This window comes from Paenibacillus sp. Leaf72, from assembly GCF_001422685.1.
In the GTDB taxonomy this organism is placed as follows: Bacteria; Bacillota; Bacilli; order Paenibacillales; family Paenibacillaceae; genus Pristimantibacillus.
This window is the reverse complement of the sequence record NZ_LMLV01000030.1, coordinates 373,905-396,745: the sequence shown is the minus strand read 5'-3', so window position 1 is coordinate 396,745 and position 22,841 is coordinate 373,905. Positions and strand designations below refer to the sequence as shown.

Annotated in this window: 22 protein-coding genes and 1 other annotated feature; of the genes, 1 reads left to right on the top strand and 21 read right to left on the bottom strand. The window is 50.0% G+C overall.

Features of this window, described 5'->3' with window-relative positions:
• Window positions 1-8 precede the first annotated feature (8 nt).
• The 4 genes from ASF12_RS22995 to rplU form a co-directional block, all read right to left on the bottom strand.
• A complete protein-coding gene (locus tag ASF12_RS22995) occupies window positions 9-746 on the bottom strand; it encodes a Spo0B domain-containing protein (protein ID WP_056039926.1) in 738 nt (245 codons plus the stop codon).
• Between the two features lie 126 nt (window positions 747-872).
• Window positions 873-1,184: a 50S ribosomal protein L27 gene (gene rpmA, locus ASF12_RS22990; protein ID WP_046229372.1), complete on the bottom strand. Its 312-nt coding sequence runs from the start codon at window positions 1,182-1,184 to the stop codon at window positions 873-875.
• A gap of 14 nt (window positions 1,185-1,198) precedes the next feature.
• Window positions 1,199-1,534, bottom strand: a complete 336-nt coding sequence (locus tag ASF12_RS22985; protein ID WP_056039923.1) for a ribosomal-processing cysteine protease Prp — start codon at window positions 1,532-1,534, stop codon at window positions 1,199-1,201.
• A 10-nt stretch (window positions 1,535-1,544) separates the two neighbouring features.
• Window positions 1,545-1,856: a 50S ribosomal protein L21 gene (gene rplU, locus ASF12_RS22980; RefSeq protein ID WP_056039921.1), complete on the bottom strand. Its 312-nt coding sequence runs from the start codon at window positions 1,854-1,856 to the stop codon at window positions 1,545-1,547.
• Window positions 1,857-2,213: 357 nt separating this feature from the next.
• Here rplU and ASF12_RS22975 point away from each other — a divergent pair, with 357 nt between their 5' ends.
• Entirely contained in the window at window positions 2,214-3,077 is an 864-nt protein-coding gene (locus ASF12_RS22975; protein WP_056039919.1) for an AraC family transcriptional regulator, read from the top strand.
• Window positions 3,078-3,261: 184 nt separating this feature from the next.
• On the opposite strand, the gene ASF12_RS22970 is transcribed toward ASF12_RS22975, so the two are convergent.
• The 17 genes from ASF12_RS22970 to ASF12_RS22890 all read right to left on the bottom strand — a co-directional run bounded on the left by ASF12_RS22970 (window position 3,262) and on the right by ASF12_RS22890 (window position 22,740).
• Window positions 3,262-4,503, bottom strand: coding sequence for an Rne/Rng family ribonuclease (locus ASF12_RS22970; RefSeq protein ID WP_056039917.1), 1,242 nt, complete (start codon window positions 4,501-4,503; stop codon window positions 3,262-3,264).
• An 86-nt stretch (window positions 4,504-4,589) separates the two neighbouring features.
• Window positions 4,590-5,471: a M50 family metallopeptidase gene (locus tag ASF12_RS22965; RefSeq protein WP_056039915.1), complete on the bottom strand. Its 882-nt coding sequence runs from the start codon at window positions 5,469-5,471 to the stop codon at window positions 4,590-4,592.
• Entirely contained in the window at window positions 5,464-6,402 is a 939-nt protein-coding gene (locus ASF12_RS22960) for a M23 family metallopeptidase (protein WP_081418972.1), read from the bottom strand. The genes ASF12_RS22965 and ASF12_RS22960 overlap by 8 nt, the downstream gene beginning before the upstream one ends.
• 158 nt (window positions 6,403-6,560) lie before the next feature.
• Window positions 6,561-7,706 (bottom strand): FtsW/RodA/SpoVE family cell cycle protein, encoded by a 1,146-nt coding sequence (locus ASF12_RS22955; protein WP_056039911.1) that lies wholly within the window; start codon window positions 7,704-7,706, stop codon window positions 6,561-6,563.
• A gap of 7 nt (window positions 7,707-7,713) precedes the next feature.
• Window positions 7,714-8,505 carry a septum site-determining protein MinD gene (gene minD / locus ASF12_RS22950; protein WP_046229380.1) on the bottom strand — a complete coding sequence of 264 codons (792 nt, stop codon included), beginning with the start codon at window positions 8,503-8,505 and terminating at the stop codon, window positions 7,714-7,716.
• Between the two features lie 3 nt (window positions 8,506-8,508).
• Window positions 8,509-9,174 carry a septum site-determining protein MinC gene (locus ASF12_RS22945; RefSeq protein WP_442952551.1) on the bottom strand — a complete coding sequence of 222 codons (666 nt, stop codon included), beginning with the start codon at window positions 9,172-9,174 and terminating at the stop codon, window positions 8,509-8,511.
• A 62-nt stretch (window positions 9,175-9,236) separates the two neighbouring features.
• Window positions 9,237-9,770, bottom strand: coding sequence for a rod shape-determining protein MreD (gene mreD / locus ASF12_RS22940; RefSeq protein ID WP_081418971.1), 534 nt, complete (start codon window positions 9,768-9,770; stop codon window positions 9,237-9,239).
• The gene (gene mreC, locus ASF12_RS22935) at window positions 9,767-10,600 is read right to left on the bottom strand and encodes a rod shape-determining protein MreC (RefSeq protein ID WP_235533255.1); all 834 of its coding nucleotides are present in this window, start codon (window positions 10,598-10,600) and stop codon (window positions 9,767-9,769) included. Before mreC ends, mreD begins: the two co-directional genes overlap by 4 nt.
• 99 nt (window positions 10,601-10,699) lie before the next feature.
• Window positions 10,700-11,734 carry a rod shape-determining protein gene (locus ASF12_RS22930; RefSeq protein WP_056039909.1) on the bottom strand — a complete coding sequence of 345 codons (1,035 nt, stop codon included), beginning with the start codon at window positions 11,732-11,734 and terminating at the stop codon, window positions 10,700-10,702.
• 42 nt (window positions 11,735-11,776) lie between these two features.
• A complete protein-coding gene (radC, locus tag ASF12_RS22925) occupies window positions 11,777-12,466 on the bottom strand; it encodes a RadC family protein (protein ID WP_056039907.1) in 690 nt (229 codons plus the stop codon).
• A gap of 40 nt (window positions 12,467-12,506) precedes the next feature.
• Window positions 12,507-13,115 (bottom strand): Maf family protein, encoded by a 609-nt coding sequence (locus tag ASF12_RS22920; RefSeq protein WP_056039905.1) that lies wholly within the window; start codon window positions 13,113-13,115, stop codon window positions 12,507-12,509.
• A 25-nt stretch (window positions 13,116-13,140) separates the two neighbouring features.
• Entirely contained in the window at window positions 13,141-13,383 is a 243-nt protein-coding gene (locus ASF12_RS22915; RefSeq protein WP_056039903.1) for a DUF4321 domain-containing protein, read from the bottom strand.
• Window positions 13,384-13,446: 63 nt separating this feature from the next.
• Entirely contained in the window at window positions 13,447-14,910 is a 1,464-nt protein-coding gene (locus ASF12_RS22910) for a hypothetical protein (protein ID WP_056039901.1), read from the bottom strand.
• Between the two features lie 330 nt (window positions 14,911-15,240).
• Window positions 15,241-16,641 carry a UDP-N-acetylmuramate--L-alanine ligase gene (murC, locus tag ASF12_RS22905; protein WP_056039899.1) on the bottom strand — a complete coding sequence of 467 codons (1,401 nt, stop codon included), beginning with the start codon at window positions 16,639-16,641 and terminating at the stop codon, window positions 15,241-15,243.
• 7 nt (window positions 16,642-16,648) lie between these two features.
• Window positions 16,649-18,022: a bifunctional folylpolyglutamate synthase/dihydrofolate synthase gene (locus tag ASF12_RS22900; RefSeq protein ID WP_056039898.1), complete on the bottom strand. Its 1,374-nt coding sequence runs from the start codon at window positions 18,020-18,022 to the stop codon at window positions 16,649-16,651.
• Between the two features lie 29 nt (window positions 18,023-18,051).
• A complete protein-coding gene (locus ASF12_RS22895; RefSeq protein WP_056039896.1) occupies window positions 18,052-20,712 on the bottom strand; it encodes a valine--tRNA ligase in 2,661 nt (886 codons plus the stop codon).
• Window positions 20,713-20,788: 76 nt separating this feature from the next.
• Window positions 20,789-21,021, bottom strand: a binding site (T-box leader).
• Window positions 21,022-21,177: 156 nt separating this feature from the next.
• Complete coding sequence (locus tag ASF12_RS22890) at window positions 21,178-22,740, bottom strand: LysM peptidoglycan-binding domain-containing protein (protein WP_056039894.1); 1,563 nt, start codon at window positions 22,738-22,740, stop codon at window positions 21,178-21,180.
• Window positions 22,741-22,841 lie beyond the last annotated feature (101 nt).

The following is a 22,841-nucleotide window of genomic DNA, read 5'->3' as shown; positions in this document are numbered from 1 at the left end:
GCCCCCGTTCAAGCGCGCTTTTCCGCCTTAAGCCGTATTTCCTCTTGCGGATGTTCAATATCGACCGCCTGCAGAGTCGCGCCTTTCAACTGCTGTTTTATTTGATCCTTCAATTGTTGCTCGTCAATTAGCTCGCCTTCCAGATCGAAAGCAACGTGGAGCTGCTGCCCGTCCCAATCCAGTGCCAGCGTAAGTACGGCGACTTCGCCAAAACCAGGCTTAACCGCCAGACGATAGCCATTCATTATGCCAATTAATGCTTCGGAGATTTCGGTGCTGGCAAGCGGCAGCTCAACTAAATTCAAATCCTGCTCAATGTCCACCTTCAGCTCAAGCGAGCTTGTCAGTGTACGAAAGCTCTGGATGTAGCTGACGAGCGCTGGCTCCCCAAGCTTTGAAATTTGGCTCTCCGTAAGCATCTTTGCCCTTATTTTCTCCACATATTCCACCGTTTTATCCGGTTTCTGCATCCGTGTGTAGCCATATAGCACTTGCAGGTCGTTCATCCAGTCATGCCGATGATGGTTAAGCGTCCTCATCCCCGCGGCCTGCAGGCTGTGTATCGTAAGCGCGAGCTGCTTCGCGTGCTCACGCCGCTCCGAGCGAATCCAGATGGCTGCAGCAGCCGCAAACCAAAGCATGAAAAGCACAAGCAGCCAGACTGACGAAGGCCATACAAGCATAGCCACAGCCGGTAGCACAATAGAAAAAGCCGCGATGTGCTTTGCCGATTTAATGCGATCCATTCATTGATCCCACTTTCTCCCGCATGTTTCCCAGCTAATTCAGTATAACATGTCGCTGCATTAGCCGATAGGTCTTTAAGCAGCAAATGCCCCGGCCTACACACGAGGCCGGGGCATTTGCTGCTATTATGCTTCTACTGCTGCGGCTACTGGAGCCAGGTCCACTGGATACACGCTCACTTTTTTGCGATCGCGTCCCCAACGCTCAAACTTTACAACGCCTTCGACTTTCGCATAAAGCGTATCGTCTTTGCCGATGCCTACGTTAGTTCCTGGGTGAATTTTTGTTCCGCGTTGGCGGAACAAGATGCTTCCAGCAGATACGGTTTGACCGTCAGCACGTTTAGCGCCAAGACGCTTCGATTGACTGTCACGTCCGTTCTTTGTGGAACCTACACCTTTCTTCGAAGCGAAAAGCTGAAGATTCAGTTTCAACATGAGATTTCCCTCCCTCATTCAAGAGATTGTTGTTTAATCACAACATATTTTCCGTAGGACTCTGCAATCGTATTAAGCATCACGATCATCGACTCCAGCAGCAGCTGCACCTTAAGAGCGGTTTCCTGATCAGCTAAAACCGGAATATCCGATGATAGCCATCCATTGTCCATTGCATAAGGAAGCTTCACATTTGCCAGAGCTTCAATCGAATTGACCGTACCGACTGATACAGCCGATACGCCAGCGCAGACAATGTCTTTGCCGAGCTTCGCATACTTCGCATGACCTTTAATCTTAAACGATGTAATCCGCTTGTCAGCATTTCGTACAATCGTAACCGTGATCATAATAATCCTCTTACGCTTGGATTTTGCCGATCGTTACTTTTGTGTACGGTTGACGATGACCTTGCTTACGACGGTAGTTCTTTTTGGCTTTGTATTTGTAAACGATGATCTTTTGGCCTCTGCCTTGTTTTTCAACAGTAGCAGAAACAGTAGCGCCGGAAATAACTGGAGTACCAGTTACAAGACCGTCAGCACCGGATACAGCCAACACGCGATCAAACGTTACGCTTTCGCCTGCATTGGCGTTCAGTTTTTCGATGAAAAGCACATCGCCTTCCTGAACTTTGTATTGCTTGCCGCCAGTTTCGATAATTGCGAACATTGTGAGTGCACCTCCTTATTGTCGAAGACTCGCCTAATCCAGGTGAATGGCAGCATGGGCTGCTATTGCTTGTACCCGATCGGAGCGGTATCTGCAAGTCCGCTGTATATAACAATCAGACATACTTGAACATTTTAGCATACAAAATAGAATCAAGCAACCTCCTTTCTCCGCAAATGTCTAGCAATAAAACGATTTCTCCCGCTTCATTGTCCCAATAATTTTAATTTTGTATAATGAGGCCAGTCTTATCGAACGCTTTTTATGCAAAAGCATCTGTCTGAGGCGAGCACGCAATGACAGGCAGACGGCTCATCGTTCATGCTACCATTTAAAAGCAAAGGAAGGTTTTGCGGCATGGATGCCATACTTCGAATGAAAGATGCGCTCGACCTCATGGAGCAAAAAATGGAGGAGCGCCTCGACATCGCCGAAATCGCCAAAGCCGCCTATGTATCGCCATTCCATTTTCAGCGGATGTTCCACATGCTGACGGGAATGACGGTAGCGGAATATATTCGCAGGCGCAAGCTAACACTCGCGGCACAGGAGCTGACGTCAAGCGCCATTAAAGTCGTAGATGTTGCTTTAAAATACGGCTATGATTCCCCAGAATCATTTTCCAAGGCGTTTCGCCGCATTCATGGCATTTCGCCGTCGGAAGCGAGAGCACTAGGCGTTTCATTGAAAGCCTTTCCCCGCATTTCATTCCAGCTATCATTGAAAGGAGACAAGGACATGGATTATCGGATCGTGGAAAAAGAAGCTTTTCAAATTGTCGGCTTGTCCTATGAAGTAAGCTGTAAGAACGGACAAAATTTCATCGACATCCCTAAACTATGGGAGGCATTCAACCATAGCGACGCGCCCGCCGAGCTGTACTCCAAAGGAGACGGGGCTATTATCGGTGTCTGCCTGGACGGCCAGCCCGATAAAGAAACCTTTACCTATATGATTGCCACTAAAGTGACGCCTGATGAAGCTGATTCTGAAAAGAAATATACTGCCCGCACCGTTCCTGCGGCTACATGGGCCATATTCACTTCGACCGGTCCTCTGCCGGATTCGCTTCAAAACGTATTCCGCCGGATATTCCAGGAATGGTTTCCCGCAACTGGCTATGAGCATTCTGGAGGCCCGGAGCTGGAGGTTTATTTCGAAGGCGATACTTGCGCTGAGGACTACCACTGCGAAGTGTGGATTCCGATTATGAAAAAATGATCCGCTCACAATGATGCGAATCACTAGTCACCGCGCGAACTAGTCATTGCGCGTTATACTTGCAGGTGAACAACCAAATTAGCTTCAGCCTGCTGAAATCAACAAAAGCGACCACTGGAGGGGAGGCCCTTCAGTGGTCGCTTTCTTCATTTGCACATACCATCTTCATAATGTTATTTCATGCTTAAGCCTGCGACTTCCTGCCGCTTCCTCCGCAGCACGGGCAGCGCTCTGTCAGCTGGCCCGCCGCACCCTCCCGCGCCTTTTTGCGGGTCACTTCCATAAGCCCTAGCCTTGTCCAGCCAACGACCGAGCATTTTGTCCGGTCCCGCCTCGCCCATTCATTCAGGCGCGCCATAATCCGCTCACGGTTTGATTCATTTTCCATATCGATAAAATCAATAATAATGATGCCGCCCACATCACGAAGCCGCAGCAGCCGGGCAATCTCATCAGCCGCCTCTAAATTCGTGCGGAAAACCGTATCTTCTAAATTCGTAGCACCTGTAAATTTGCCCGTATTCACATCAATAACAGTTAAAGCTTCCGTCTCTCCCCATATGAGAGAGCCGCCGCTTGCGAGCCGAATATTCGGCTGGAATGCTTCATGGACCTGCCTAGTGACGTCAAAAGCGTCAAAAAGCGCAAGCGAGGCATTCTTGTCATACAGCTTGAGCCGTTTCTCGAGCTGGGGTGTCATTTCCCTCAGCAGCGCAGCTGCTTCCTGCAGACGGGATGCATCATCAATCCATACCTCTTCCACTTCCATATCCAGCGTATCGCGGACAATTCGCCGCAGCAGCCCGGCTTCCATATGAAGGCCCATTGGTGCTTTGGCTACCTCTGCCTGGGTTATTATACGTTCCCAGTTAGCGCGAAGCTGGGCAACATCAGCGGCAAGCGACTGCTCGGTTTCTCCCGAGGCCGCTGTCCTAAGGATGATGCCTTCCTCGCCTTGCAGCAGCTGTTCGCCAACATTGCGCAGTCTGGCACGCTCGCTGTCGGCAGCAATTTTTCTCGAAACGCCTACATATCCAGCCTGCGGCATGAGTACCAGCCAGCGCCCCGGCAATGTAAAATGGGTCGTCACCCTGGCCCCCTTGCCGCCAAGCGGCTCCTTCATCACCTGTACAATAAGCTCTTGACCTGGCCGAACGAGCTCTTCAATCGAGGGTTTCGTTTCTGGCTGCTTTTCCAAATTGGGATGCAATAAATCATCTATATAAAGAAAAGCATTTTTGCCAAGGCCAATATCTACGAATGCCGCCTGCATGCCAGGCAATACGTTAATAACACGCCCTTTGTAGACATTGCCTACGAGGCCGCTTTTCTCCGACCGTTCCATAAAAAATTCCATGAGCCGGCCATCCTGCAAAACAGCTGTTTGAAGCATTTCTCCGTCACTGTGCATCAACATTTGCTTCATCTCTCAAACATCACCCGCCAGCTCTCACGTTTTCTTTTATATTAACACAAGTCGCGGCGACAGTTCCTTATCTGTTTTTGGATTCCTTAAGGCAGCAGCTCAATAACAGGCCGGTTCGGGTTGCGCTCAAGCAAATAACGGTCCACAATACGCTGCTCCGGAGCCACCCTGGCTATGCTGGAGCCGCGCTCCATTATATAAAACAGGTGATACCGCTCGCGCCACAGCAAACGAACGGCATAAACCGCAGAGTGCCTGCCATCCACCACGATAGGGCTGGCAAGCACGCCTTGCGCCATTTTACGGATGGCTACCTGGTCGCGATGCATGAGAAAGCGAAGGAATAAATACGGGATGCTCCGATTATAGGTCCAGTTCGTCATAAACAGAAACGTTCCAATGACGAGCAGATTCATTTGAATACCGCCGCCGGGACGCAGCAGCCCCAGCAGTGAAACGCTGATCATCAAGCTGCTGAGCACAAGGCTGATGCGTGCCGTCCAGCGCATGACGCTGTAAAAGCTCAAGCTATAGCTAAGGGCAGCCTGCAGCAGCTTCCCGCCATCAAGCGGATAAATCGGCAATAAATTGAATAAGCCAATCATCATATTGGCATTAACGACATAGGCCGACCATTCGGAATCCCACAGCCCCAACTGGCCGAAACCCCAGGCAGCTAGTCCCATCCATACATTTTGCAGCGGTCCGGCTATCGCTACGAGTGCATCCTCTCCTGCTGGCAGGCTGCCCGCATCCTCCACTTCAGCCACACCGCCGAAAGGCAGCAGCTTAACTTCACGAATATGCCAGCCGAAATAACGCGCTACCAGCACATGACCAGCTTCATGGACAATAACGATTGAAAACAAGGTAAACAGCTCGACAAAATAACCTGTTAATACCGAGGCCGCCATTACCAGCACAAACAACGGATGCACCGACCAGCGAATGCCCCTCCATTTAACCAAGCGGGATCACGCTTACCGGATCAATATAGCGGTCGTTTTGCTTAATTGCAAAATAAAGCAGGCTCGGCTCCTCGCCGCTTGCTCTGCGCAGGCTCCCGACCTGGTCGCCCGCTTCCACCCAATCATTCACGCCAACCGATGCATATCCTAGCTTGCCATATACGCTGACTCGTTCATCCGCATGCTGAACTACGACGGTTACTCCATCATCCGATGGCTCCGAGACTACAAGCACTCTGCCCGTTTCCACCGCATTTACCGCTTCCTCCGATGACCCTGCAAGCTCAACACCATTCAGCAGCTCGGCAAATGTACGTACGATAGCACCGCCCTCAAGCGGAGCAACGATAGGCAGCTTGACAGTCCCTTCGGCAGCCGTTGCCTCCTTCTGCTCCTCTTGAAAAATCGGAATAAACGTCGGCGCTCCTGCAAACGTTTCTTTATACCATTTGGCCGCACTTGCAAAATCCAGCTCATCATGAAGCGCCTGTGCCACATATGTTCGGCTCTCCAATGCCCACTCCTCATCGGTCTGGTATAAGCCCCATATGCCGGCGAACAATACAGCAGCCGCAATCATTTTCCAGCGCAGCTCACGAAAAAATGGATGTGGTCGTCCCCCTTTTGGCGGTTCCGCATACGGCGGTTCTCCCGGCTCATTTCTGTATCGATAATCGATACGGCTCGTCCGGCTTCGCTGATCATCCTGTATCTGCGTCCAGCCATCCCAAGGATTTGGGCTCTCTTTCCACAATTTCTCCGGATCCCTCTCCTCCTCATCCAACACGGGATAGGACGGCGGCACAGCCGGCACACTGTATTCCACTCTTGAAAGCCGCTCTTGCATGAATCCATCCCGAACGGGCTGCTCCATCAATCGTCTAATTTTCTCTTCTCGGCGCTTACGCACCGCTTCCTTCGTATCCATCATCCGTTCCTCCCCCTCTCGCTTGTCAGAGAGCTTGTTTCCTTCTACATCCTTATGAGGAAACACGGACAAGTATGCAAATCCAGCAGGCAAAAAGAAAAAGAACGCCGCCTTCTCTTCACAGAGAATGGCAGCGCCCTTCCAAGCAGCAGCTTATGTGGTTATTCAGCCAGCTCATACACTTCCTGATGGGCCTTTATACTGAATACGATACCAATACAAATCATATTCAGCAGCAGTGAAGTGCCGCCGTAACTGATGAATGGCAGCGTGATGCCGGTAATCGGCATTAGGCCGATCATCATGCCGATGTTTTGGAAAATCTGGAATACGAACATCGACGCGATGCCTATCGTCATATAGGATGCCCGTAAATCATGACATTTGAAGGCGATTATTATAATTCGATAAATGAGCAGGAAATACAGCAGCAATAATACAGCTGCCCCCTGAAACCCAAACTCCTCGCCGATGACAGCAAAAATGGAATCCGAATACGGGTAAGGAATGAACTTCCCATTTTTCATCTCGCCCTGAAGATAGCCATCCCCCGTAAGCCCGCCGGAGCCTATTGCAATTTTAGCATTTTGGGATTGATAGCTTGCATCAGCAGATGCTTCCTCAGGATGCATAAACGTATTAATCCGATTATACCAGTGCGTTAATTCTTTTTCTTTCAAATAAGTATATATTTCCGTATTGAACATATTAAACAGCGTCATGAACAAGATCAAACCGCCGACAACGACAGCAAGCCCTACAAGAACATGCTTATATTTAACATTTCCAATCCAAAGCATTCCGAGCACAATAACCAAATAAATAATCGCATTTCCTAAATCGGGCTGCATCATTACAAGCGCAAACGGCAATAGGGAAAAGGCTGCTATCGGTAATAAATCTTGAGAAAAGCCTAATCTATCGCCTTTTCTTCTTCCCATAATGTAGGCAATACCGATAATCAAAAAGATTTTCATGATCTCTGCCGGTTGAAAGGAAAAACTGCCGAGCTTAAACCAGCCTTTCGCTCCATTGATGACAGAGCCGAAGAAATATACCATTATGAGCAATGTAACACCAAATCCGTACAATATATGCCAGGTTTTCAGTAAAATACGATAATCAAACAATGCGGCAAAAATAGCAATAAAAAAGCCTACTGCATAAAATATCATCATTTTATTTTCTGAACCAGCATAATTCGTATCATGAAAAGTTGCACTATGGATAACAAACAAACTAATAACCATCAGACAAACCAGGATTGCAATAATACCCCAGTCAATTTTTTTGAATTTATTTAGCACAAGGCAATCATCCTATTCCCAAAAACTTGCGGAACCGTTTGAAGGCGCCTGCCTTCTCGTCTAGCAGCATGAGCGGAACCATATCACCCAAAATGCGGCGGGCAATGTTGCGGTAAGCAATCGCCGCGCGCGAGGAAGGGTCCATTACGGTTGGCTCCCCCGTATTTGCGGATTTAATAACCTTCTCATCGTCCGGCACGATACCGAGCAAATCAACGGCAAGCACCTGACAAATTTCATCAATATCGAGCATTTCGCCGCTCTTCACCATGTTCTGGCGAATGCGGTTAATGATGATTTTGGCGGCAATGCCTTCTTTTTCAAGCAGACCAATTACCCGGTCTGCATCGCGAACGGCAGCATTTTCTGGTGTTGTAATGACAATAGCGCGATCCGCACCAGCAATCGCATTACGGAAGCCCTGTTCAATTCCGGCTGGGCAATCAATAATGACATAGTCAAATTCCTTCTTTAGCTCCAGCACCATGTCTTTGACCTGTTCGGGCGATACATCATTTTTGTCCTTCGTTTGGGCAGCTGGCAGCATGTACAGCTCGTCAAAGCGCTTGTCCTTGATCAGCGCTTGATTCAAGCGGCAGCGGCCTTCTGCCACATCGATAAGATCATAAATAATGCGGTTTTCCAGTCCCATAACCACATCCAAATTACGCAGTCCGATGTCGGTGTCAACCATACATACCTTCTTGCCAAGCAGAGCCAGTGCCGTTCCCAGATTAGCGGACGTAGTCGTCTTGCCAACGCCGCCTTTTCCAGATGTGACAACAATCGCTTCTCCCATAAGTTACACCCCTCTTAACATAATCGGATTATTGCGTAAACGGTATAATTGCGAAATTTTATCCATTTGCATCGTTCCCTCATTCAAAAAAGCAAATTCCATCGCCGGATCGCCCGACATCCATTCCTCCGGTGGCCTGCTAATGATATCTGCTATGCGCAATTGCGTCGGCCGCATCAGCGATGCCGCAATAATAACGTCCGTTCGGCCGTTCACACCCGCATGAGCAACGCCGCGCAGCGCGCCCATCACATAAATATCGCCGGTGCTTATAATCGTTCCTCCCGGGTTTACATCCCCCGTCAGCAGCAAATCGCCTTCACGCTCCATCGTTTGGCCCGATCGAATAATTCCGCTAATGAGCTGAATGCCCGGCGGCGGCGGCGGCAAGCTGCCTTCCGCGGACTCCGATTCCACCGATTGTACAATCAGATTGCCCTGCGCGCGAATGACCGATCGAATCCGTTCTTTATCCTCATCGCCGAGCTGCCTAGTTCCCAGCTTGACATGGACGTGTACGAGCGGGCCGGTGAGCAGCTGCTGATGGGTTTTCTCGAGCTTGTAGTGCAGCTCATCAAGTAATAAATCAAGCTCACAACTATCGTCGAGAAGGAACACGAGACCTTCCTTGACGCCTTTAATCATAATATGCTGCTTTTCGGCCACGATTGTCCCTCCCCAACGTATTGCATTCTTTTCGAAACAATCGAATTCCTGCTTTTTCCGCCAATTTATTCCTCATCCTGGTCCTGATTAAGCTTCGCATCCTGCTCATACAGCTTTCGAACAGGCACATAAATAATCAAGGCAAAGGCAAGCTGCAAAAATAAGCTAGGCAAAATATGATCCAGCAGCGCGTATGCATACGACTCCTCCGTCAACCGGAAAAGCGAATAAATGAAATAAACGGCTGAATCGTATGCGATGCATGCAAAGCCAATGACGGACAGGCAAGTGAGCAGCGTGCTGCGGCGGCGATCGAACAGCAGTCCGGCAAAATACCCAATCAGCCCCATCATAAACGTATGAACGCCGAGCAAATGACCGTAATAGACGATATCCTGAATAAGTCCGATACCTAAACCAAACAGCAATGCGCGATGGCGACCGCTATACAGAGCAGCATATAAGATAAAGACAAAACTGAAATGCGGGATAATTTTACTCGAATAATCCGCCGGAATGATCCAGGGCATAACGCTGCCTTCTATAATAAAAAGCAGAAACAACAGCAGGATAAGCCGATTTGTGCTCATCATACTCATTTGCCCGCATCCTCCGATGCAGTGACCTCGACGACAAACACCTCTTTAAGCTGGTTCAAATTAGCTGCCATCTCAATAGAAGCCGTATATGTCAAGCCAAAGTTGCCTTCTTCCTTCGTCTCTACTGTTCCAATTACAAGACCACGCGGATAAACGCTGTCGCTCCCTGAAGTAACAACCAGGTCACCCACAATCATTTTGTCGTTCTCGGCGATTCTCGTCATAATTAACCGCTGCGTCTCATCATCATAGCTGGTAACCATGCCGAAAGAGTCGCTTTTGCCGAGAATAGTCGCCGCAATCGCATTGGAAGTCGGCGACTTGTCATCCAGCTCCGTAATCGGCATGACGGTTGCCGTATTCGGCCTTACTTGGCTGATGATACCGATAATGCCGTCAATTGTCGTAACCGCCATATTCTGCTTAATGCCACTCAGCGAGCCTAGATTGATTTCCAGCGTCTTGCTGTACGGATTATTGTCAATAGCAATGACATGGGCAATCCGGTAGTTGTAATTGTTAATTTTTTTCTGCTGCTCGGTAAAATTCAGCTCTTTCTGCAAACGCTCATTTTCTTCCTGCAAAAAGTTATAGCCGATTTTGTCGCGGGCATAAGCCGCTGCTGTCAGTCTAAGGTACTCATTCTCCTCATAAATCGACCGGAGTTTGCCAATATCCTCAAAGAAACCCGCTATTGAAGCAGCGGGCACATAAAACCATTGCTGAACGAATCCGACTGAATCTCCGATAAACTTCTCCGGCATACTCAGCTCCTTACGGTCACTTAGCGAGAAGCCGATGACCACAATGAACAGAATAAACCCGAACATAAGCATAAACATGCGCTTATTTCTAAACAGCTTAAACAGCTCGATCACCTGCCTGTTCTAATCACATTTTCATTTTTGCCTAATGGACGGAAAGCTCTCCTAGCGTCTCGAACGACCGCCTGAGCCGCCTCTGCTCTTGAACAAATGAATATGGTCAAGCGAACGGCCGGTACCTATAGCTACGCAGTCAAGCGGGTTGTCCGCAACAATGACCGGCATGCCTGTCTCGCGCTGCAGCAGCTTGTCCAGATTGCGAAGCAGCGCTCCGCCGCCCGTCAGTACAATGCCGCGATCCATAATATCCGCAGATAGCTCTGGCGGGCATTTTTCAAGTGTAATTTTAACAGCATCTACGATAGCTGTCACCGTATCCGCAAGCGCTTCGCTTACTTCATCCGATGTTATCGCAAGCGTCTTAGGCAGGCCGGATACGAGATCACGACCTCTAATTTCCACCGATTCCGGCGGATCAAGCGGCATTGCTGTACCCAGATCCATCTTAAGCTGCTCCGCCGTACGCTCCCCAATCATCAAATTGTAAAAGCGTTTAATATATTGGATAATCGACTCATCCATTTCATCCCCAGCGACGCGAATCGAACGGCTTGTTACAATGCCGCCAAGCGAGATTACTGCAACCTCTGTCGTTCCGCCTCCAATATCAACGACCATGCTGCCCGTCGGTTCCCAAACTGGCAGATCAGCGCCAATCGCTGCAGCGAACGGCTCTTCAATCGTATAGGCTTCGCGGGCGCCTGCTTGCTTCGCAGCATCTTCAACAGCACGCTTCTCAACTGCAGTAATGCCAGACGGCACGCAAATCATGACGTTCGGATGGCGCGGAAACAAAGATTTCTGCTTTTGCGCTGAACGGATAAAATATTTAATCATCGTTGCTGTCGTTTCAAAGTCGGCAATTACGCCATCTTTCATTGGACGTACTGCGCGAATATTGCCCGGCGTTCTGCCGATCATTTTTTTCGCTTGCTCGCCAACTGCTTCTATCGTTTTCGTATCGGTACGCAGGGCTACCACAGACGGCTCCCTCACGACAATTCCTTTTCCTTTTACGTATACAAGAGTATTAGCTGTTCCCAAGTCAATGCCAAGATCTTTCGATAAACCACCAAACATGTTAGTGCTCCCTTCTGAAATGCCACAATCCTTCTTATTATATTACATGTAGCCTTGTTCCTTCAAACTAATAAACCTTCCATCACCAATCACCAAATGATCCAGCACTTCAATGCCTACTAGCTCGCCAGCAGAGACGAGCCGCTTCGTCAGCGCAATGTCTTCAGCACTGGGCGTAGGATCGCCGCTCGGATGGTTATGCACGCAAATGAGCGAGGCGCTGCTGCATTTAATAGCCGCACGAAATACTTCTCGCGGATGAACGAGCGACGCATTCAGCGTCCCCATCGATAGCGTCTCTTGGGCGATAATGTGATTTTTCGTATTTAGAAAAAGACAGACGAAATGCTCCTTTTTCAAATGACGAAGCTCATCCATGACATAATTCGCCGCATCCTCTGGCCTCCGCACCGTAACAACGTCGCCATTGCCTGTACGAGACACTCTGCGTCCGAGCTCAAGTCCTGCGCGCAATTGAATCGCTTTCGCCGGGCCAATGCCGCGAATCGCTGTCAGCTCTTCCAGACTCATATCCATTAAGTTGCGCAAATTGCCACATTCCTTCATGATATTACCCGCAAGATGGACAACTGATTCCTTTTTTGTACCCGTTCGCAAAAGAATGGCCAATAATTCCGTGTGACTGAGCGCTTCGGCCCCATATTTAATTAATCGCTCTCTTGGACGTTCTTCCTGTGGGACATCACGAATAAATTGGCGCTGCGACTCCATGCCCATCCCTGCTTTCGTAAGTTAGCTTGAAGTACGTGGATCAAAATACATATATGCGATACGCCGCCAGCATATCTGACAGCAGTGACAACGGCAACCCGACAACGTTGAAATAACAGCCCTCGATCCGCTCAACAAGCGTAGCCCCATAACCTTGAATACCATAAGAACCGGCTTTGTCATGCGGCTCTCCAGTAGCTATATACCGATTAATCTGGTCTTCCTTAAGGGGCCTCATATGCACCTTCGTCATGCGATGAGCCGAGGATTGTTCACCATTATGCGTTAAAACACAAGCTACACCTGTATATACTTCATGAGCTCTGCCTTGTAGGCTGCTCAACATCGCAAAAGCATCTGCCTCATCTGCTGGCTTGCCCAGCACATGGCCATCCACAACGACAATCGTGTCCGCGCCAACGACGATAGAGGGTTCCGTATTCCCCTGCATCCGCAAAAGCTCAGCCGTTGCCCGCGCCTTGCGCAAGGAAAGCTGTTCTACAATTTGCTCGGGGCTCCAATCGGAGGGCACACTTTCGTCCGCTTCCGAGGACAAAATATAAACCGGCAAGGAAAGGTCAAGAGAGGCGACCAGTTCCTTCCGGCGCGGAGACGACGATGCCAGCACGAACTGGCTGATCGGATTCATAGGTATAGCGCTCCTTCGTTTAAACTTACAGTTTGCGATAAAGCCATATAGCCACTATAACACCAATAATACTGAATAAGCTAATTTGGAAGTTAATCGTCATTGTAAAGCTCAGTACATACAAATCAACGGCAGGAGACCACGAAGCCTCAATCGCTTTGGTCAAGAAAGTTATTCCCGGTATCGACTCCAGCCAGCGTGCCACCAAGGCCCCCGCAAGCAGACCGAGCACTAGGAAAAGCAATAACATCCAGCCGTTTTTCTTCATTGTTCAACGCCTCTCGCCAAGTAATGACAACTGCTCTCTATTATACCTTAGTATGATTTCCGTTTACAATGCGCGTATAGTCTCAAACCACGATTTTTGTGTCAGGATCGCTTCCATTAGAGCTCGCTGCACCGACCACAAGTGCGCCTGAGAAGGATTTTTATCATATTCCGTAAGCGACGAAGCCGCTGTATTTACCGCTTGAACAACCGCACCCATCGACGCTTTACCCGCCTCGTCTTGAATCCCAGACTCCATCGCCTTTATGCTGAGCGTCCATTTTTGATGCTCCGTCCGCCAAGCCTTCGCCGCATTTTCGCCAAGCGGCGCAAGAACCGGCTGCTCCAGTTGGGCCAGCGCCAAATCATCCAGCATGCTTATCAAGGCATTCGTCTGCTCAAAAAAACTGCTTGCAGCTGCCGCCTTCCCCGTAAAAGGAAACTGCTCTGGTGCCTGAACAATAAGCTCTTTCACATATACCTCGGTACCAGGCAGCATTTTGCTCAGCGCAATTGCCCTGCTGCGATCGCCCGCCATCCCCGCATATACCCGAAAGTCGTCTGCTGTTGTCGCAGCAGCAGAAGCAAGTCCCCTGCTAGCCAGCTCCTCCATTGCGGCATCTCTGCCCTCTGAGTTGCTAAATACGCCATATTGCAGCAAATGGTAGGCCTGTGGCTGAATGGCCAGTTCCACCGTTTCAAGCGGCGCAGCTGAGCTTCCGCTATTTCCCGCACCTGCTCCCGTGCCCAAGCCATTTCCCGCATTTTGCGATGCTGGATTCCCGCTGACCGCGCTCGACTGCCCGCCCGCTGGATTAGAAGAGCTAAGCGAGGAGGAATCCAAAAATAAAGACAACAGCAAATAACCGAATAAGGCTCCCGTTGCCAGCGCCCCTGCTACCGATAAAAAAACATTGATCCAAGATGGCGAATGTCCAAGCCTGCGTATCGAGCGAACCGGACGGTTGCCTAAATCAAGCTCAGGCGAATGCCGCTGGCCGTCATCAGCCCATCCATAGCGGGTATTTTCTGGCCCATGCTCCATTGCATCGCTATTGCGTTTAGAACCGCCGAGAGAAGGCACCTGCTGTTGAAGGTCATTAAATACTCCCTTCTCCTCCACTCTTTGCTGCTCTTCAGAAACGAAAGCAGGCGGCTCATTGTCTGCGACATGTCTGGATGTTTTCGATGCTATGGACGAATCGGCAGGCGAATAGGTACGATTAACAGTCACTGTATTAGATTCGTCAGGCAAGTGATGATCCGACTCGCGAATCAACTGCTCCAGCTGATCCATCTCCTCATCGACCTGGGTGCTCCATGGACTGAACTGCGCATCTGAATAAGAGGCTGTATTTTTATATAAGGGGATGACTCTCGCAAAATCTCCCTGCTTCGAAGCACTAGGCTGCGCAGCAGCAGCTGGAACTTCCACAGCTGGCTCCGCTGCGGCCATCTGCTTGTTTTCGGAGCGCGAAGCTTGTCCGGCTTGGTCGAAACGGTACGTAATGCGGTTTTTTGAGTTCATGTCATTCTCTCCTTGTCTCATTCTTCTATTCCTACTCTATGAGACAATTAAGAGATTTATGATTATGAACAAACGGATACGTAAATAACATTCGCAGCTTACCTCAAGTTTCGTACAGTCGACAACCTTTTTTGCTATAAAAATCTAAGGGAATTGTATCCAGCCCCTCAATGCTGCGCTAGCTCATTGGAAAACTTTATTTAAATGGCGTCAAAGACATTGCCATCGTTTGGGTGCAGCTCCTTCTTATTACGCAACAAAAAACGCTGGAAAACGATTTTCACGTTTTCCAGCGTTTAATGGAGCTGCCTCATGCAGTGGATACCTGCTTTATTTACGGCCTGCCTTTAACCATTTAGCCAAAGCATCCGCTGTTTTCCAAATATCGCCGGCTCCCATCGTGATGACCAGATCGCCAGCCGAAGCAGCTGTCTTCAAATACTCCAGCACTTCTTCCTTTGTTGCAATAAAAGTCGTATTCGCATTGCTGTTCGTCTTAATAAGCTCAACCAGCTTCTGCGAGTTGACGCCCTCAATTTGCTGCTCGCCAGCTGGCGAATAAATGTCGGTAATGATGACCTCGTCCGCTTCCGGAAACGCCCGGCTGAACTGGTCGAGAAGGAAATAGGTACGCGTGTAGCGCTGCGGCTGGAACACAGCTACAATCCGTTTGCCCGTCGCTTTGGCAGCACTGATCGTCGCGCTGATCTCGGTTGGATGATGGGCATAGTCGTCAATAACGAGAATGTCCTCTACTTCGCCGAGCACTTGGAAACGACGCTTGGCCCCAATGAATTCACGAATAGCGCCCGCAATTTGTGCAAATGGCAGCCCTGCTTCCAGACAGGTAATAATAGTAGCCATCGCATTATATACATTATGTTTACCTGGTACAGACAGTTCAACCTCGCCCAAGAGCTTCCCTAGATGGGTTAATTGGAACGATACTTTACGGTCACCCAGTACGACTTGCTCCGCTTTGTATTGGGCCTCGCCATCAATGCCGTAAGTAACGAGCTGAGATGGATCGAGCGATTGACTTGCATACAGCTTGCTAATGATCTCGTCAATATTGTCATCGTCAGCACATACGATAGCTTTGCCATCCGGCTTTACCTGCGACAGAAATTGAACGTAGGCATCTTTCAGCTTGCCAAAATCACCGTCATAATTTTCCAGATGATCCGGCTCAATATTGGTTACAATCGCAATCGACGGATGGTAATGCAGGAAAGAGCCATCGCTCTCATCTGCCTCCGCTACTACGTATTCGCCGCTTCCGGCTTTTGCATTCGTACCCACGTTTACGATCTCGCCGCCAATAATGTAGGTTGGATCCGTTCCGCAGTTTTCCATCACAAGGGCAATCATCGACGAGGTCGTCGTCTTGCCATGAGCGCCTGCAACGGCAACGCCTTTGCCTTCATTCATCAGCTGGGCAAGCATTTGGGAGCGATGCAGCACCGGAATATTTAGCGCCTCCGCTGCGCACCGCTCTACATTGTCTTTGGTCAGTGCTGTGGAGTAAACAACAAGCTCCGCACCTTTAATATTTTCCGGTTCATGACCGATATAGATTTTTGCGCCTTTCGCCACCAGCTTCTCTGTGAGTTCCTGACGAGCGACATCAGAACCAGTTACCGTATAGCCCTTCTCCAGCATGACGCGGGCGATAGCACTCATCCCGTAACCGCCTATTCCGATGAAATGAACATGTTTTGCTGTATTCAAAGACGGTTCACCAACCTTTTTCAGAATCCGAGTTGTACAATAAGCGGGCGCGAACGTCCGCTATTAAATAAAGCGTTCCGGTCACAACCCCAAGGTCTGTTTCCCCGGTCAAATGCTGCAGCTGCTGAAGCGCCGCTTTCCAGTCAGGCTCTACAATCAGCTCAAAAGCCTCTTTCCCCTGCACAGAACGTATGAGATCAGCCAGCGCCTGCGCATCTTTTTTGTTGCGAAAATCAGGCTCGGTCACAATTAGCGTATCTACTATTGGCAGTATATGCTTCATAACCTCACGATGATTCTTATTATCCAGCATACCCATCATTAGGATTAAACGATCATAGCGATAGGTTGTTTTTAGCGCAGCAGCAAGCGTCTCCGCCCCTTCAGGATTATGCGCTCCATCAATGAGAATACGCGGGGAATGCGACACCATTTCCAGACGTCCAGGCCATGCCGCAAGGCGCAGCCCCTCCTCCAGCGCATCATCCTCCACGATAAGCGCCGCATATTGGCGAAGCACCTCAAGCGCCATCACTGCAACCGCTGCATTCGTGCGCTGATGGGCGCCGTTCAGCGTGATCGTGAGCGGATGGATAGGGCGGAAAAGCCCATCGAAACGGAACGTTTGCTCATCCTCGCGAACCGAAAGCGCCGTCTCGCTGAACTGCTCGCCTAACAAATACAGCGAGCTTTTGCTGTCAATCGCCTTTTGCCGAATAACTTCGATCACTTCTGGCTGCGTAACCGCACTCACGACAGGAACGCCAGGCTTAATAATGCCCGCCTTTTCCGCCGCTACCTTCTCCAGCGTATCGCCAAGGCGATCCATATGGTCATGCCCGACATTGGTAATGATGGAGAGAACGGGCGTCACAATATTTGTAACGTCCATTCGTCCGCCGAGCCCCGTTTCCCATACGACATAATCGGGATACGTTACCTTCGCGAAATACAAGATGGCCAGCGCCGTAGACACCTCGAACATCGTCGGAGAGCCCTGCTCGGTTGCCGCAATTTCCTCAACGACAGGCTTTAGCATATTCGACAGTTCAAGCAGTGTCTGCTCTTCAATATCAGCGTTATTATATTGAAAACGATTCGTAAACTTCGTAATGTATGGCGATGTAAACGTACCTACATCATAACCGCATTTAATAAGCGTGCTCGTCAAAAAAGCACAGGTAGAGCCTTTGCCGTTCGTTCCAGCCACATGGATAAATTTCAGTCTGCGATGTGGATTACCCAGCCGCTCCATTAAGAGCAGGACTCGCTCAAGACCAGGTCTTATCCCGAAAGGAATAAGACCATTTATCCAATCTACTGCTTCCTGGTACGACTGCAGCCCGCCGCTTTCCGGCTGGCCCGAGAGCTGATTCGTCATCGTAGAAACGCCTTCTTTCTTCCCGGTGTCTATCCGCGTAAATCCGCGATTCTAGCTTGAACCTTATCGCGTTTGTCCGCATAATCCTTCATTTTGGAGCGTTCCTCTTCGATGACCTTCGCAGGCGCCTTCGCTACAAAGCCCTCATTGCCGAGCTTCTTCTCAATGCGGGTTACTTCGCCGTTCAGCGTCGCAAGCTCTTTCTCAAGGCGGGCAATTTCCTGCGAAATATCAATCAGCCCTGCTAGCGGGAAGTACAGCTCCGCGCCCGTAACAATACTGCTCATCGCCTTATCCGGAGCTGCTAACGCAAGACCTGCCTCCAGCTTCGAGGTTCCGCAGAACCGGCGGACAAATTCATCATTGCGGGTCAAAATGATCGCCTCGGCCTCGCTCGTCGGCTTAATCATCAGTTCGATTTTTTTGCTCATCGGCACGTTTACTTCCGCGCGAACGTTACGCACCGAACGGATAATATCCATCAGCAGCTCCATTTCCTTCACCGCTTCAGGCGCTTCCAGCGCAGCATCGTATTCCGGCCATGCTGCAAGTGTAATCGTCTCGCCTTCATGCGGCAGATGCTGCCAAATTTCCTCACTGATGTAAGGCATAAACGGATGAATCAGACGCTGCGTGCGATCAAGCACATAAGCGAGTACCGATTTAGTCGCTTGTTTCGCTTCTTCATCGCTGCCATAAAGGTTAAGCTTCGCAAACTCGATGTACCAGTCGCATAGGTCATCCCAAATGAAGTTGTACAACTGGCGGCCCGTTTCTCCGAACTCGTAGTTGTCCATCAAGCGGGTTACTTCGCGAACGGTTTCGTTAAGACGGTGCAAAATCCAGCGATCCGCCGTACCCAGCTTGCCGGTAATATTAATGTCGCTTGCGGTGAAGCCTTCCAAATTCATCAGTGCAAAGCGCGACGCATTCCAAATTTTATTGGCAAAGTTGCGCGACTGCTCCACCTTTTCAAAGCGGAAGCGCAAATCCTGCCCCGGTGTACTGCCTGTCGATAGCATATAACGCATCGCATCTGCGCCGTACTGTTCAATGACTTCGAGCGGATCGACGCCGTTGCCAAGCGACTTGGACATTTTATTGCCGTTCGCATCGCGTACAAGACCATGAATCAGCACGTCCTTAAACGGCTTTTGATCTGTGAACTCCAGTGCAGTAAATATCATTCGAGATACCCAGAAAAAGATAATGTCATAGCCCGTCACCAAAACATTCGTCGGATAGAAGCGTTTTAAGTCCTCGGTTTGCTCTGGCCAGCCAAGCGTCGAGAATGGCCATAGACCCGAGCTGAACCATGTATCCAAAACATCCTCGTCCTGGCGCAGCTCCGTGCTGCCACAAGAAGAACAGCTCGTTACATCTTCGTCGGAAACATGCATTTCACCGCAAGCGTCGCAATACCAAGCAGGGATACGGTGTCCCCACCACAGCTGGCGGGAAATACACCAGTCATGTACATTTTCAATCCATTGCAAATAAATTTTCTCAAAACGGTCTGGAACGAAGTTTACGCCTTCGCCGGATTTTTGCGCATTAATCGCCTGCTCCGCGAGCGGCTTCATTTCAACGAACCATTGCGTGGACAAATACGGCTCAACGACCGCACCGCTGCGCTCGCTGTGGCCAACCTGATGCACGTGATCCTCGATTTGAACGCACACGCCCTGCTCCTGCAAATCCTTCACGAGCTGCTTGCGGCAGTCGAAACGGTCCAGTCCCGCATAAGGGCCAGCTTCCGCATTCATCTTGCCGGACTCGTCCATAACGATAATTTGCGGCAAATCATGACGAAGGCCAACCTCGAAGTCATTCGGATCATGGGCAGGCGTAATTTTTACAGCGCCGGAGCCAAATTCCTTGTCAACGTATTCGTCGCCAATAATCGGAATCTCGCGTCCAATGACCGGCAATACGATCATTTGACCAATGAGGTGCTGGTATCGCTCATCTTCAGGATGAACGGCAACCGCGCTATCGCCCAGCATCGTTTCCGGACGCGTTGTCGCAACCGTAATATGCCCTGAGCCGTCCTTCAAAGGATATTGCAAATGATACAAATGACCGTTCAGCTCTTTATGCTCAACCTCAATATCGGACAAAGCCGTTCTAGCAGCCGGATCCCAGTTGATGATTTTTTTGCCGCGGTAAATGAGGCCCTTCTTGTAAAGCTGTACAAACACCTCGCGCACAGCCTTCGACAGCCCCTCATCAAGCGTGAATCGTTCGCGCGAATAATCAAGCGACAGCCCCATTTTTGCCCATTGGCCGCGAATCGTTCCCGCATATTGCTCCTTCCAATCCCAGACCTGCTCCAAAAAAGCCTCGCGTCCCAGATCGTAGCGGGATTGTCCTTGCTCGCGGAGCTTCTGCTCCACTTTCGTCTGTGTCGCAATGCCTGCGTGGTCCGTTCCTGGCAGCCACAAAGCATCAAAGCCCTGCATCCGCTTAAAGCGGATGAGAATATCCTGCAAAGTGAAATCGAGCGCATGCCCAATGTGCAAAATTCCCGTTACATTCGGCGGGGGAATAACGATCGTATAGGTCTTGGCTTCCGGGCGCTTGCCCGCTTCAAAAAATTTTCCATCCATCCAGAAGTCATACCACTTCAGTTCAGCAGCTTTCGGGTCGTAGGTCGTCGGCATCGCCGGCGTCGTTTGATTTTCAGACATAAGCTCCATCCTCCACATATCGCATAATGGCATCATTACTTTAATTTTGAATACAAAAAAACCTTCCGCCCTTATAGCAAAGGACGAAAGGTTAGCTTCCGTGGTACCACCTTTGTTCCGCGCGTCTTGCAGCTGCACGGCACTCAAACAGATAACGGCTGTGGCCGGCTTGAATTAACGAATAACAATCCGCTTGATTCAAGCAACTCCAGGGCGACTTGTACGAGTAAAATCCTGCGGAACTCTCAGCACTAACGGCTCCGCTCTCTGAAGGCTTGGCTGCGTACTCTTCCCCTTCAACGTCGTTCGTTGACTTTAAGACATATTTATTTAATAATACCCTCTTTGTGAAAAAAAGTCAAACAACAAGGCACATTCAAGCTCTTTTATACTTGCTGGGCACATAAAAAAGAGCTTTGACTGTTATTTCACAGGTCAAAGCTCCTTTTATTTAACAGCCTGCTGCTACGGAATATAAAGCAGCTGCCCTTCCGATACCGCCGACTCATTCAAGCCGTTGTACAGCAAAATCTCACGCGGGTTCAAGCTGTAGCGCACTGCAATGGACTCCAGCGTCTCGTCGCGCTGCACGATGCATACCCGGATTTTACGGAATTCATGCTCATCGGATTGCTTCAAAAATAAATTGCGCCACTCGATTTCATCGCCTGCCGGCTGCTGAGCCTTCGTCTGCTCAAGCGCATAATCCGCCGCCTCCTGCTCAGCCTGCCGCGCTAATTGCTCGCGCTTGCTCGTTTGCAGCAGCGTCACAAGCCCGACGCCTGATGCAGGAGCTCCAGTTGCTTCCGGCGCCTTGCTGCCAAAGGCAATGCGCATCTCCTGCTTCTCCGGCTCCGCTTGCTGCTCCGCACCAGCTTCCTCCGCCTCCTGCCATTCGTTCAAACGCTCCAGCTCGCTATCCTGCCACGGGGATGTGTCGTAGCTGCTTTGCTCTGCCCCCGCCGGAATGTAAGTTTCCTCTGCCTGCTGCGGTTGTCCCCCTGGGCTCCAGCCAAAGTCCTCCGCCTGTTGATAGGCAGAAGCTCCCTGCTGCCTTTCCTGCGCAATGCCATGACCAAGCCCAGTTACGGCTGGCTGCTGTGCAAAAGCAGGCGGTGGATTGAAATTAGCGTTAAAGTTCGGCTGTGCCCCGGAATGATCCTGCCCCTGAAACCACTCTGCTGCTGACCAGCCTGCGTCACGCGGCGAAGGCGAGATCGTAACGCCAGCCTTCGGCCCTTCTGCTTCCTCGCTTTCATCAGCCGCTTCATACGTCCGCTCATTATATGCATTACTAGCATTGTAAGCCTCAATCTCGGATTCAGACTCAGCGAACTGTTGAGCCCCAATAAACACTTGAGCCTCATTATACTCTTGTGCCTCATTATACCCTTGTGCCTCATTATACTCTTGTGCCTCATTATAACCTTGATTCTGTTCCTGCTCCCCCCTGAAAGGCAATTGTCCTTCCTGTCCAGCAAAATAGGGTTCAGCTTGCAGCCCATAAGCGGCCTGGTCCGCCACCTGCGCCTCGTCAGCAGCAAATGGTTCGCCGCCGCTACGCTGAAGCTCCTCATCGTACGAAGCCTGGCTCGTATCTACGCGATCATGGACGACGGTGAATGGCTCCTCGCGCCACGCTTCCTCCACTTCCTGCTGCGGCTCCACAAGAATGCCGCGCAGCGACAACACACCGGTAATGTTAAGCGTTCGCGAGGAAAGCAAATCCACGTCAAAATTATCAATTTCCACCGTCACATCGTCCAGCCGTGAAATCCGGTTCATCGGCATCGTAATTTCGACGGGAATGAAATGCTCCAATGCCTGAAGCGGAGCGGCTTCGTTCGTACTGCGATATACCCCGCTTAGTAGCAGCTGGCCTTTCAAAACCGCATGGTCCCCCTGCTCAACAACCTGAATGCGAGGCACAAGCTCAATTTCTTCCAGTTCATCGATATCGGCAACTTCATCCGACAGATGCACGCGTTCATACACGTCAAAGCGCAAGCCTTTCGTTTGATCCGTCACGCTCAAGTCCTCCCTCCCTATACTGACCCATTTCGTCGCAGTCTCTTAGACAATGCTTGGGCTAAAAATGCTACTCTCACTAATTATCTATATGGGCAAAG

Coding starts and splice junctions, on each gene's coding strand:
- ASF12_RS22995 (WP_056039926.1), bottom strand. CDS start 746: ATGGATCGCATTAAATCGGCAAAGCACATCGCGGCTTTTTCTATTGTG.
- rpmA (WP_046229372.1), bottom strand. CDS start 1,184: ATGTTGAAACTGAATCTTCAGCTTTTCGCTTCGAAGAAAGGTGTAGGT.
- ASF12_RS22985 (WP_056039923.1), bottom strand. CDS start 1,534: ATGATCACGGTTACGATTGTACGAAATGCTGACAAGCGGATTACATCG.
- rplU (WP_056039921.1), bottom strand. CDS start 1,856: ATGTTCGCAATTATCGAAACTGGCGGCAAGCAATACAAAGTTCAGGAA.
- ASF12_RS22975 (WP_056039919.1), top strand. CDS start 2,214: ATGGATGCCATACTTCGAATGAAAGATGCGCTCGACCTCATGGAGCAA.
- ASF12_RS22970 (WP_056039917.1), bottom strand. CDS start 4,503: ATGAAGCAAATGTTGATGCACAGTGACGGAGAAATGCTTCAAACAGCT.
- ASF12_RS22960 (WP_081418972.1), bottom strand. CDS start 6,402: ATGATGGATACGAAGGAAGCGGTGCGTAAGCGCCGAGAAGAGAAAATT.
- minD (WP_046229380.1), bottom strand. CDS start 8,505: ATGGGAGAAGCGATTGTTGTCACATCTGGAAAAGGCGGCGTTGGCAAG.
- mreD (WP_081418971.1), bottom strand. CDS start 9,770: ATGAGTATGATGAGCACAAATCGGCTTATCCTGCTGTTGTTTCTGCTT.
- mreC (WP_235533255.1), bottom strand. CDS start 10,600: ATGTTCGGGTTTATTCTGTTCATTGTGGTCATCGGCTTCTCGCTAAGT.
- ASF12_RS22930 (WP_056039909.1), bottom strand. CDS start 11,734: ATGTTTGGTGGTTTATCGAAAGATCTTGGCATTGACTTGGGAACAGCT.
- radC (WP_056039907.1), bottom strand. CDS start 12,466: ATGGAGTCGCAGCGCCAATTTATTCGTGATGTCCCACAGGAAGAACGT.
- ASF12_RS22920 (WP_056039905.1), bottom strand. CDS start 13,115: ATGAATCCGATCAGCCAGTTCGTGCTGGCATCGTCGTCTCCGCGCCGG.
- ASF12_RS22915 (WP_056039903.1), bottom strand. CDS start 13,383: ATGAAGAAAAACGGCTGGATGTTATTGCTTTTCCTAGTGCTCGGTCTG.
- ASF12_RS22910 (WP_056039901.1), bottom strand. CDS start 14,910: ATGAACTCAAAAAACCGCATTACGTACCGTTTCGACCAAGCCGGACAA.
- ASF12_RS22900 (WP_056039898.1), bottom strand. CDS start 18,022: ATGACGAATCAGCTCTCGGGCCAGCCGGAAAGCGGCGGGCTGCAGTCG.
- ASF12_RS22895 (WP_056039896.1), bottom strand. CDS start 20,712: ATGTCTGAAAATCAAACGACGCCGGCGATGCCGACGACCTACGACCCG.